The organism is Streptomyces zaomyceticus (assembly GCF_014656215.1).
GTDB classification, from domain to species: domain Bacteria; phylum Actinomycetota; class Actinomycetes; order Streptomycetales; family Streptomycetaceae; genus Streptomyces; species Streptomyces zaomyceticus.
In genome coordinates this window covers 1-12,934 of sequence record NZ_BNBZ01000064.1, presented here as the reverse complement: position 1 = coordinate 12,934, position 12,934 = coordinate 1, and the positions used below count along the sequence as shown (strand labels likewise).

The 12,934-nt window shown below is 72.6% G+C and carries 2 protein-coding genes; both read right to left on the bottom strand.

Features of this window, described 5'->3' with window-relative positions:
• On the bottom strand, nt 1-4,650 hold a 4,650-nt coding region (locus IE311_RS36285; RefSeq protein WP_189836173.1), incomplete at its 3' end, for a non-ribosomal peptide synthetase.
• The coding region (locus IE311_RS37270; RefSeq protein WP_457853433.1) for an amino acid adenylation domain-containing protein at nt 4,647-12,934 on the bottom strand (8,288 nt) is incomplete at its 5' end. The genes IE311_RS36285 and IE311_RS37270, both read right to left, overlap by 4 nt.

Genomic DNA, 12,934 nt, shown 5'->3' with positions numbered 1-12,934 from the left:
CGTCCGCGCCACCTGCTCCGCGAACAACACCGGCAGCGACACATCCCGCACATCACGGACCTCACCGTTCCACCCCACCAACACCCGCTCCCGCTCCACGACATCGAGCACCTCGACATCGCCCACAGGACGGGCAGGATCGGCGGACAGCTCACCCAGCACCCGCACGAAACGATCCGCGATCCCCTGCGCCGTCACCCGGTCGAAGAGATCGGTGCGGTACTGGAGGGCGCCGCGGAGGCCGCCGGGTGTGCCGGTGGTGCTGTGGGACTCGGCGAAGGAGAAGCCGAGGTCGAACTTGACGCGGTTGGTCTCCAGGGGCTCGTGGCGGACCGTGAGGCCGGGCAGCTTGGCGATCTCGTCGAGGGCTTCGACCGGGCCGGCGTTGTTCAGGTTGAGCATGGTCTGGAAGAGGGGGTGCCGGGCGAGGGACCGCTCGGGGTTCACCGCCTCCACCAGCCGCTCGAACGGCAGATCCTGATGCGCGTACGCCTCCAGGTCCGCCACACGCACCCGCTCGATCAGCTCCGCGAACGTCGGATCACCCGACACGTCCGTCCGCAGCACCAGCGTGTTCACGAAGAACCCGACCAGATCGTCCAGAGCATCGTCCGTACGACCCGCGATCGGCGTACCCAGAGGGATGTCCTCCCCCGCGCCGAGCCTGCTCAGCAGCGTCGCCAGACCCGCCTGCAGCACCATGAAGAGGCTGGCCCGGTGATCGCGGGACAGCCGTCCCAGGCGTTCGTGGAGCTCCGGCGACAGCTCGAAGGTGATGGTGTCGCCCTCGTGGGAGGCGGTGGCCGGGCGCGGTCGGTCGAAGGGGAGGGCCAGCTCCTCGGGGAGGCCGGCCAGGGTCTTCTGCCAGTAGGACAGCTGACGGGCGAGTTCGCCGTCCGCGCCGTCACCGGTGCCCAGGAGTTCGCGCTGCCAGATGCTGTAGTCCGCGTACTGCACCGGCAGCGGCTGCCAGGCGGGGGCACGGCCCGAGACGCGGGCCGTGTACGCCGTCGTCAGGTCGCGGGCGAGCGGGGCGCGGGACCAGGCGTCGGTGGCGACGTGGTGGGTGAGCAGGAGCAGGACGTGCTCGTCGGCGCCGAGTTCGAAGAGCCAGACGCGCAGGGGGGTGTCACGGGTGAGGTCGAAGGTGTGGCGGGCGGCGGCCAGGAGGGCGTCCCGGAGCCCGGCCTCGTCGACCTCGACGACCGTGAAGCCGATGTCGGCCCCGGAACCCGTCGCGGCATCGTCGCCGGCGCCCAGCACCACCTGGTGGGCCGCTCCCTCCCCGTCCTCCGCGAACACCGTCCGCAGGCTCTCGTGCCGTCCGGTGAGGTCCCCGATCGCCGCCCGCAGGGCGTCGCGGTCGAGGCTGCCGCTCATGCGGAGGGCCACCGGGGAGTTGTAGGCGGCGCTGGGGCCCTCGAACCTGTTGAGGAACCACAGGCGCTGCTGGGCGTACGAGAGGGGGATGCGGTCCGGTCGCGGCGCCGCCGCCGTGAGTGCGGGGCGGGCGCCGGCGTTGCCGGTGTCGAGGGCTCCGGAGAGGCCGGCGACGGTGGGGGTGTCGAAGAGCTGGCGGATGGCCATCTCGGCGCCGAGGACGCTGCGGATGCGGCTGACGAGCTTGGTCGCGAGCAGCGAGTGTCCGCCGAGCCGGAAGAAGTCGTCGTCGATCGAGACGGCGTGGGTCAGACCCAGCGTCTCCGCGAACAGACCCGCGAGGATCTCCTCGCGCGGCGAGCGCGGCGAGCGCCCGGCCGATTCCGATCCGGTCCCGTACTCGGGTGCCGGCAGGGCCTTGCGGTCCAGCTTCCCGTTGGGGGTCAGGGGGAACGCGTCGAGCGTCACGAACGCCGACGGCACCATGTACTCGGGCAGCTGCTCCGCCGCCAGGGCCCGCAGGTCCTCGGGGGTGACGGGGCGGCCTCCGGTGGCGGCGTAGGCGACGAGGCGCTTGTCGCCGGGCTGGTCCTCGCGGAGGAGGACGGCGGCCTGGGTGACGTGGTCGTGGGCGGCGAGAACGGCCTCGATCTCGCCGAGTTCGATGCGGTAGCCGCGGAGTTTGACCTGGCCGTCGCCGCGTCCGACGAACTCGAGGAGTCCGTCGTGGTTCCAGCGGAGCACGTCGCCGGTGCGGTACATGCGGGAGCCGGGCGGGCCGTACGGGTTGGCGACGAAGCGCTCGGAGGTGAGTCCGGCGCGGTGCCAGTAGCCGCGGGCGAGACCGGTGCCGGCGATGTAGGCCTCGCCGGGGACTCCGGCGGGGACGGGCCGCAGGGCGCTGTCGAGGACGTACACCCGGGTGTTCCAGAACGGGCGGCCGACGGGGACCGGGCCGGTCGGGGAGGGGGCGCCGGCGGGGATGCGGTACTGGACGCTGTTGACGGTGGCCTCGGTGGCTCCGTACACGTTCAGGACGTCGGCCTCGGGGCGGCGGGCCCGCCAGCGGTCGATGACCTCGCCGAGGAGGAGTTCGCCGCCGAGCATGACGAGGCCGCTCGGGGAGACGTCCGCGGGCAGCGCCTCCAGGAGGGCGAGGACGCTGGGGGTGCCCTTGAGGAAGGTGGGGGTGGCGCCCTCCGCGGTGGTCTCGTCGAGTTCGGCGACGCGGACGAGGCCGCCGGACACGAGCGTCGTGTAGAGGGCGGTGACCGTGAGGTCGAAGGAGATCGGCGAGTGGAGCAGGGAGGTCCCCGTCATCGCCGGGTAGGCGTCGCGGCCCCACTGGAGGTAGGCGCCGAGGGAGCGGTGTTCGATGACGACGCCCTTGGGGCGGCCGGTCGAGCCTGAGGTGTAGATGACGTACGCCGGGTGGGCGGGCCGCAGGGGGCTGTGCCGGTCGGCGTCGGTGGGCGCGGTGGCGGGCTGGGCCGCGAGCGCGTCGGCGAGCTCCGGGTCGTCGAGGTGGAGGCGCGGGGTGCCGGTGTCGGGGAGGGCTCCGGCCAGGTCGCGGGTGGTGACGAGGAGGGTGGGCCGGGTGTCGTCGAGCATGAACTCGATGCGTTCGGCCGGATAGTCGGGGTCGACGGGCAGGTAGGCGGCGCCGGTCTTGAGGACGGCGAGGAGCGCGACGACCATCTCGGTGGTGCGGGGCAGCGCGATGCCGACGAACCGTTCGGGGGCGGCGCCGCGGGCCACGAGGAGGTGCGCGAGGCGGCTGGAGCGGGCGTCGAGCTCGGCGTAGTCGAGGGTGCCGTCGCTGCCGGTGACGGCGGCGGCGTGCGGGGTGCGGGCGGTCTGCTCGCGGAAGAGGTCGAGGACGGTGATGTCCTCGGGGACGTCGCGCGCGGTGTCGTTCCAGCGGATCAGGGCGTCGTGGCGCTCGTCCTCGCCGAGGAGGGCGAGGCGGCCGACGGGCTGGTCGGGGTCGGCGACGAGGCCGCGCAGGACGCGGCCGAAGCGGTCGAGGACCCGCTGCGCGGTGGCGGCGTCGAAGACGTCGGGCCGGTAGTTGAGGCGGAAGCGCATCGTGTCGCGGGCGGAGGCGATGAGCAGCAGGGGGTAGTGCGTGGCCTCGCGGTTCTTGCCGGGTACGAGGCTGATGGCGGCGCCGATGCCGGTGCCGGCGGCGCCGGTGCGGCTGACCGGGTAGTTCTGGAACACCATGGAGGTGTCGAAGAGTTCGCCGTGGCCGACGGCCCGCTGGACCTCGGCGAGGCCGAGGTGCTGGTGCGGGGTGAGCCGGGCCTGTTCGTCCTGGACGCGGGTGATCAGCGCGGCGAGGGGCTCGGCGGGGCGGAGCCGGACGCGGGTGGGCAGGGTGTTGATGAAGAGGCCGACCATGCGCTCGACGCCGTCGATCTCCGGGGGCCGGCCGTTGACGGTGGTGCCGAAGACGATGTCGTCGCGGCCGGTGTGGGTGCTGAGGGCGATGGCCCAGGCGGCCTGGACGACGCTGTTGAGGGTGAGTCCGCGGCCGCGGGCGATCTCGCCGAGCGCGGTGGTGGCTTCGCTGTCGAGGACGGTCTGCACTTCGGCGCCGGCGACGGCGGCCCGGCCGGCGTCGGGGGCGACGTGGGTGGGTTCGGCGAGGTCGGCGTAGGCCTCGCGCCAGGCGTCGCGGGCGGCGGCCTTGTCCTGTCGTTCGAGCCAGGCGAGGTAGTCGCGGTAGGGGCGGGCGGGGGGCAGGGAGCCGGTGTCGGCGCCGTTGTCGTACAGGGCGAAGAGCTCGCCCATGAGGACGGGAAGCGACCAGCCGTCCATGAGGAGGTGGTGGTTGGTCAGGACGAGGCGGTGGACGGCGGCGCCCGTCCTGAGGAGGGTGAAGCGGAGCAGCGGGGGCCGGGTGACGTCGAAGCGGGTGGCCCGGTCGGCGGCGACGGCGGCGTCGGCCGCGGCTCCTCGCTCGTCCTCGGGGAGGCCGGTGAGGTCGGTCTCGGTCCAGGGCAGTGGCACCTCGCGCATGACGAGCTGGGCCCAGTCGCCGTTCTTGCGCTGCCGGAACGCGACGCGCAGGTTGGCGTGGCGGGCGAGCAGGGCCTGTGCGGCGGTGCGGAGGGCGGCCGTGTCGAGGGCGCCCTCGATGTCGAAGGAGATCTGGACGACGTAGGGGTCGAGGCCCTCCTCGTCGTAGACGCTGTGGAAGAGCAGGCCCTCCTGGAGCGGGGCCAGCGACAGGATGTCCTCGATCTTCCGCGGGGTGCGACTCACTTCTGGGCCTCTTCTTCGTCTTCGGGAGCGTGTACGTCGTCGAGTGCGGCGAACGCTTCGCCGCCGGTGGGGTCGTCGCCGTCGGAGTCGTCGAACAGGTCGTCGAACTCGTCCTCGAAGTCGTCGATCTCGTCCTGGGTGAGGGAGGAGAGGGACAGGTCGGAGGGGGTGAGGCCGCCGGCGAGGGGGTCACGTGCGTGGGTGACGAGGGCTTCGAGGGCCCGGAACCAGAGGTCGGCGAGCGCGCGGACGTCGGTTTCGTCGAGGATGCCCTCGGCCCAGGTCCAGAAGGCGACCAGGCGGGAGCCGCCGGGGCCGTCCTCGGTGCGGGCGTTGAGTTCGAGGGGGTGGGCGAGGGGCAGGTGGGCGGGGTCTCCGGGGACGACGTCGATGCCGCTGAGCGGCGTCCAGTCGGCGACGGGGCCGCTGCCTCCGGTGGCGAAGCGCCCGAGGTAGTTGAAGGCGACCTGCGGTTCGGGCAGTCCGGTGAACCCGGTCGCGGTGTCGGGGTTGAGGCGGCGGACGAGTCCGTATCCCATGCCCTTGTCGGGGACGGCCCTCAGCTGTTCCTTGACGGTCTTGAGGGCGGTTCCGGCGGCGGGGCCGCCGTCGAAGGCCTCGGCGAGGTCGGCGGGGCCGGTGTCCAGGCGTACCGGGTAGAGGTTGGTGAACCAGCCGACGGTACGGGACAGGTCGGCGCCGTCGACGAGGTGCTCCTCGCGGCCGTGTCCCTCCAGGTCGAGGAGGAGTCCGCCGCCGCCGCGCCAGCGCGTCCAGGCCAGGGTGAAGGCGGTGAGCAGGACGTCGTTGACCTCGGCGTGGAAGGCCGCGGGGACGCGGGTGAGGACGGCCTCGGTGATGTCCGCCGGGAGGGTCGTCTCGATGCGTCCCGAGGTGGCGTGGGTGTCCCGGACGGGGTCGAGGGCCCGCCGGCCGAGGCGCGGGTCGGGGGTGCGCAGGACGGTCTGCCACCAGGCGGCGTCGGCGGCCCAGGCGGGCTTGGCGGCTTCCTCGGTGAGGCGCTGCGCCCAGCGGCGCAGGGAGGTGCCGACGGCCTGGAGTCCGGGGGTGCGTCCGGCGGCGACGGCCTCGTGGGCCTCGGCGAGGTCGGGGACGATGATCCGCCAGGAGACTCCGTCGATCACCAGGTGGTGGACGACGAGGAGGAGCAGTCCGGGGGTGTCGGGTCCGCGGTCGACATGGACGGCCTGGACGACGCGTCCGGCGGCGAGGTCGAGGCGGTCCCGGGCGGCCTCGCCCTCGGCGCGGGCGAGGGTGGTGAGGGCCTCCTCGTCGAGGCCGGTGGCGTCGACGTGCCGGATGACGCCGGCGGCGTCGACGCTGCCGGGTTCCGTGATCTCCATGCGGCGGTCCTGGCCGGGGGTGAGCCGGGCGCGGAGAGCGTCGTGGTGGTCGAGGAGGGCCTGGACGGCGCCGGTGAGACGGTCGGGGGCGAGGCCCGCGGGGGCCTGGAGGACGGCGGACATGTGGAAGGCGTCGAGGTCGTCGGCGCGGTCGAGGAGCCAGTGGTTGATCGGGGTGTGCGGGACCTCTCCGAGGCCGGCGCCGGGTTCCTCGACGACGACGCCGGTGGACTCGGTGACGACGTGGGCGAGGGCGGCGACGGTGCGGTGCTCGAAGATGTCGCGGACGGACAGTTCGAGTCCCGCGCGGCGGGCCTTGCTGACGAGCTGGATCGACATGATGCTGTCGCCGCCGAGGTCGAAGAAACCGTCGTCGATGCCGACGTGGGGGACGCCGAGGACGTCGACGAAGAGACCGCAGAGGGCCTTCTCCCGGTCGGTGCGGGGACCTTCGCCGGCGGTGTCGCCGCCGGTGGCGGCGGGTGCGGGGAGCGCGGCCCGGTCGAGCTTTCCGTTGGCGGTCAGGGGCAGTTCGGGCAGGACGACGACGGCGGACGGCACCATGTAGTGGGGCAGGTGGCCGGCGATGTGGCTGCGCAGGGTGCGCGCGAGGTCCGGGTCGGCGTCCGGGTGGAGCTGCTCCGGTACGACGTAGGCGACGAGGCGTACGGTGCCGGGGGCGTCCTCGCGGGTGAGGACGGCGGCGGTGTCGACGGCGGGGTGCTCGGCGAGGACGGCCTCGACCTCGCCGGGTTCGACGCGGAAGCCGCCGATCTTGATCTGGTGGTCGGAGCGGCCGAGGAACTCCAGCTCTCCGGCGCTGTTCCAGCGGACGACGTCACCGGTGCGGTACATGCGGGAGCCGACGGGTCCGAACGGCGAGGCGACGAACCGTTCCGCGGTGCGGTCGGGCCGTCCCTGGTAGCCGCGGGCCATCTGGCCGCCGCCGATGTACAGCTCGCCGCGGACGCCGGGGGCGACGGGGCGCAGCCGCTCGTCGAGGACGTGGACGGTGGCGTTCCAGATGGGTTCGCCGATGGGGGCGGAGCCGGGCCATTCGTCGATGTCGTCGGGGAGGGTCGATGAGGTGATGGCGGCCACCTCGGCGGGGCCGTAGATGTTGTGGGCCATCCGGCGCCAGCCGGTGGTGCAGAAGGCCCGCAGGTCGCCGCTGAGCCGGAACTGTTCGCCGCCCTGGAAGATGTCGGTGAGCGAGTCGAGGCGTTCGCCGGTGTCGGCGGCGGCGGCGAGGACGGCGTCGATGACGAGGGTGGGCGCGAAGAGTTCGTTGACGCCGTAGCGGGCGATCCAGGAGGCCAGCTCGTAGGCGTCGAGCCGGGTCTCCTCCTCGGGCAGGACGAGCGTCTTGCCGACGACGAGCGCCTGGAGGATCTCCTGGACGGCGAAGTCGAAGGAGACCGCGCAGAACTGGGCGGTGCGGGTGCCTACGCCGCCGCAGTAGGTGCCGGTGTGCCAGGCCAGCAGGTTCATCAGGGAACCCATCGGCATGACGACCCCCTTGGGGGTGCCGGTGGAGCCCGAGGTGTAGACGACGTACGCGGGGTGGCGCGGGTCCAGGGGGCGGATCCGGTCGGCGTCCGTCAGGTCGGTGTCCGGGGCGGCGGCGAGGAGCCGGCCGGTGTCCTCGGTGTCGAGGACGAGCGTCCGTCCGGAGTGGGCCTCGCCCAGGAGGGGCCGGTGGGCAGTGTCGGTGAGGACGGCGGCGGGGCGGCAGTCGTCGAGGACGGCCCTCAGCCGCTGCTCGGGGGCCTTGACGTCGAGGGTGAGGTAGGCGGCGCCGGTCTTCAGCGCGGCGAGCAGGCCGACGATCATGTCGACGGAGCGGGGCAGGGCGATCACGACGATGTCCTCGGCGCCGACACCCCGGGCGGCGAGGTGGTGGGCCAGCCGGTTGGCGCGGGCGTTGAGCTCCCCGTAGGACAGGGTGACGGCCTCGGAGATGACGGCCGTGGCGTGCGGGACGTCGGCCGCCCGGCCCTCGACGAGTTCGGGGACGAAGCGCGGCGGGGTGGCGTGCGCGGTCCGGTTGCGGCGCTCCAGGGTGGCGAGTTCGTCGTCGGTCATGACGTCGAGCCGGCCGAGGGGGCGCCGCGGGTCGTCGGCGACGGAGCCGAGGAGACGGAGGAGCCGTTCGGCGAAGGCGGTGGCCGTGCTCCGGTCGAAGAGGTCGGAGTTGAACTCGACGGCTCCGTGCAGCCCTGTCGGGGTGCCGTCGGGGCCGTAGGTCTCGTCGAGGAAGAACGCCAGGTCGAACTTGGCGCGCCCCGTCTCGGGCGCCCGTACGTCGACGGTGAGGCCCGGGAGGCGCAGGACGTCCAGGGCCTCCTGGTTGTTGTCGAGGCCGAGCAGTACCTGGAAGAGGGGGTGCCTGGCGAGTGAGCGGGCGGGGCTGAGGACCTCGACGAGCCGCTCGAAGGGCAGGTCCTGGTGGGCGTAGGCGCCGAGGTTGGTCTCACGGACGCGGGCGAGGAGTTCGGTGAAGTCGGGGTCGCCCGAGGTGTCGGTGCGCAGGACGAGGGTGTTGACGAAGAAGCCGACGAGCTCCTCGACCGCGGTGTCGGTGCGGCCGGCGATCGGGGTGCCGATGGGGATGTCCGCGCCTGCGCCGAGCCGGTTGAGCAGGGTGGCGAGGGCCGCCTGGAGCACCATGAAGAGGCTGGTGCGGGTGGTGCGGGCGAGGTCGGCGAGGGCCGCGTGCAGACTGGCGGGGACCTCGAAGGCGACCCGGCCGCCGCGGTGCGACTGGCTCGGCGGGCGGGGCCGGTCGGTGGGCAGTTCGAGCTCCTCCGGGAGCCCGGCGAGCGTCGTGCTCCAGTAGGCGAGCTGCCGCGAGATCTCGCTCTCCGGGTCGGCCTCGGAGCCGAGGACCTCCCGCTGCCACAGCGTGTAGTCGGCGTACTGCACGGGCAGCGCGTCCCACACGGGCGCCTCGCCCCGGGCCCGGGCCGCGTAGGCGCGGGAGATGTCGCGGGCGAGGGGACCCATCGACCAGCCGTCGCCGGCGATGTGGTGCACGACGAGCGTCAGTGTCCGCTCTCCGGCCGGGGTTCCGAACAGCCATGCCTTGACGGGAAGTTCGGCCCGCAGGTCGAAGGCGTACGAGGCGGCGGCGCGGACCCGGGCGTCCAGCTCCCCGGCGGCGACCTCCTCCTCGGTGAGCTGCGGCCGTGCGTGCTCGGCGGGCAGGACCACCTGGCGCGCCCCGGAGCCGTCCTCGGCGAACAGGGTCCGCAGGCTCTCGTGGCGTACGACGACATCGGTGAGGGCCTGCCGCAGGGCGGCCCGGTCCAGATAGCCGGTCAGTCGCAGGGTGACGGGGATGTTGTACGTCGCGCTGGGCCCCTCCAGGTTGTGGAGGAACCACAGACGCTGCTGGGCGTACGAGAGGGGCAGCCGGGACGGACGCTCGGCGGGAGCGAGCGGGCGGCGCGCGCCGGTGGCGCGGGCGGCGGCCTCGGCGAGTCCGGCGACGGTCGGGTTCTCGAAGAAGGTACGGATCGAGATCTCCGCACCGAGGACGGAACGGACACGGCTGAGCAGCCGCACGGCCGACAGGGAGTGGCCGCCGCGGTCGAAGAAGTCGTCGTCGATGCCGACCGCCGGCACCCCGAGGACCTCGACGAAGAGGGTGCGGAGAATCTGCTCCAGAGGGCTGCGGGGCGCCCGGGAACGGGCCGCGTGGACGGTACCGGCGAGGGCGGCGGCGGTGTCCGGCGCGCCGTCGGACGTGGCGGTGTCGTCCGCCGCGGGCGCGAGCCGGAGGGTGCCGTCGTGGGTCCAGCGGGCGGTACGGCCGGTGGGCAGGAGCCAGGCGGCCCCGGGGAGGGCGCCGGTGGAGTTCTGTGCGGCGACGTCCGTGGGAGCGGGGCCGTCGCCCGCCGCGTACAGCTCGCCGGGCACCCCCGGAGGGACCGGGCTCAGCCGGTCGTCGAGGACCCAGGCGCGGGTCACGGTGAGCCCGGCGGGCAGTCCGGCCCGGCCGAGGACCTCGGCCACCTCGGGGCGCTCGGCGGAGCTCCACTCCCCCACCACCACGGCGCGCTCGGTCTCGTCGAGCAGCGGGACGGCGGAGAGCCGCCGGGCCGGGTCGGCCGCCACCTCGGTGAGCAGCCGCACCAGCCGGTCCGCCGTCGAACGCGCCGACGGCGCGTCGAAGAGCCCGGTGCTGTACTCCAGGTCGGCGACGATTCCGGCCGGCCGGCCCGACGCGTCGAAGCTCTCCGTCAGCTCGAAGTTGAGGTCGAACTTGGTGTCCTCGATGGGCAGCCGCTCCAGGCTCACGTCGAGCCTCGGCAGCCGGGCGACCTCGGCGACGGTGGCGCGCGGGTCGGCGTTGTGGAGGGTCAGACCGACCTGGAAGAGCGGGTGACGGGAGAGGGACCGCTCGGGGTTGAGCGCCTCGACGAGCCGCTCGAACGGCAGGTCCTGGTGCGCATAGGCCGCGAGGTCGGCCTCCCTGACCCGGGCGACGAGCTCGGTGAAGTCGGGGTCGCCCGAGGTGTCGGTGCGCAGGACCAGGGTGTTGGCGAAGAAGCCGACGAGCTCCTCGACGGCGGTGTCGGTACGCCCGGCGATCGGCGAGCCGATCGGGATGTCCTCCCCCGCTCCCAGCCGGGTGAGAAGCCCGGCGAGCGCCGCCTGGAGCACCATGAAGAGGCTGGACCGGGTACGGCCGCTGAGCGCGTACAACTCCTGGTGCAGGGCGGCCGGGATACGGAACGTCACCTGGCCGCCATGGCTGGACAGTTCGGCACTCCGGGGCCGGTCGACGGGCAGCGGGAGCTCACCGGGAAGCCCGGTGAGGGCGCTCTTCCAGTAGGTCAGCTGCCGGGAGATCTCACTGCCCGGGTCGTCCTCCGAGCCGAGGAGTTCGCGCTGCCAGAGGCTGTAGTCCGCGTACTGCACGGGCAGCGGCTCCCAGCCGGGCGCCTCGCCCGTGGTGGTCCGCGCGGTGTAGGCGGTCGCGAGGTCACGGGCCAGCGGGCGCATGGACCAGCCGTCGCCCGCGATGTGGTGCAGCAGGATCAGCAGGACGTGCTCGTCCTCGGAGAGGGCGAACAGCGTGGCACGGAGCGGGAGTTCGGAGGACAGGTCGAAGAGGTGACGGGCCGCGGCGAGCAGCTCGGCCGCGAGCCGGCCCTCGTCGACGTCCCGCACCTCGAAGCCGACGGGGGCCTCGCGCGCCGGAACGACATGCTGTACGAAACCCTCGTCGTCCTCGGCGAAGACCGTCCGCAGGCTCTCGTGCCGGGCGACCACGTCGGCGAGCGCGAGCCGCAGCGCCTCGCGGTCGAGAGGACCGCTGAGACGCAGGGCGCCGGGAGCGTTGTAGGCGGTGCTGTCGCCGTCGAGGAGCTGAAGGAAACGCAGCCGCTGCTGGGCGTACGAGAGGGGTACGCGGACGGGCCGGGGGACGACGGCGGTGAGGGCCTCCCTGGTGGCGCCTCCGGTGTGGTCGAGGGCGGCGGAGAGGCCGGCGACGGTGGGGGTGTCGAAGAGCTGCCGGACGCCCATCTCGACACCGAGCACGGTACGGATGCGGCTGACGAGCTTCGTGGCGAGGAGGGAGTGTCCGCCGAGCTGGAAGAAGTCGTCGTCGATCGAGACGGCGCCGGAAGCGAGACCGAGGATCTCGGTGAAGAGACCCGCGAGGATCTCCTCACGCGGCGAGCGCGGGGCGCGGCCGGCCGACTCGACGGCGTAGTCGGGTGCGGGGAGAGCCTTGCGGTCGAGCTTGCCGTTGGAGGTCAGCGGCAGCTCGTCGAGTTCGACGAAGGCGGAGGGGACCATGTAGTCCGGCAGACGCTGAGCGACGAACTCCCGCAGGCCGTCCGCCGAACCCACGACATAGCCGACCAGACGCTGATCCCCCGCACGGTCCTCGCGAACCACGACAGCGGCACGCGAAACGCTGTCGTAAGCGGAGACGACGGCCTGGATCTCACCGAGTTCGATACGGAATCCCCGCACCTTCACCTGGTCGTCGACCCGGCCGACATACACCAGCTGACCCTCGGCATTCCACCGGGCCACATCACCCGTGCGATACATCCGCGCACCGGCCGGACCGAACGGATCCGCCACGAAACGCTCACTCGTCAGATCCGGACGCTCCCAATAACCACGAGCCAGAACAACACCCGCGACATAGAGCTCTCCCGCGACACCCGGAGCCACCGGCCGCAGACGGCTGTCCAGGACGTAGGCGCGGGTATTCCAGAACGGACGGCCGATCGGCACCGGACCCGACCCCACCACAGCGCCCGGCTCGACCCAGAAATCGGTGCAGTTGACCGTCGCCTCGGTCGGACCATACGCATTCACGACCCGGGCATCGGGGTGACGGTCCCGCCAGGAGGCGAGCGCCTCACCCACCAGCGCCTCACCACCCGTGACCAGCGTCCCCGACGGAGACATCTGCGCCGGCAGAGCCTCCAGCAGACCCAGATGCGACGGCGTCACCTTCATGAACGAAGGCCGACCCGTGGAACCCGTACCCGCGTTCTCATCGAGATCACCGAGAACCACACAGCCACCCGACACCAACGGCGTATAGAGAGCCGTCACCGTCAGGTCGAAAGCAACCGAAGAATGCAGAAGTGAGGAACCCGAAGCATCTCCATAGACCGCGCGAGCACGCTCCAGATACGCGCCCACCGAACGATGCTCGACCACCACACCCTTCGGCCGACCCGTCGAACCCGACGTGAAGATCACATACACCGGATGCGAACGAGAAACAGACACCGCGACCGGATCATCAGCGAAACCATCCGCCTCCGCGAGCACCGACAGATCGTCTATCACCATCACCGGACGCGCATCACCAAGAATCTGCGCCACACGATCCGCCGGATACTCCACATCCACCGGCACATACGCACCACCCGCCTTCACCA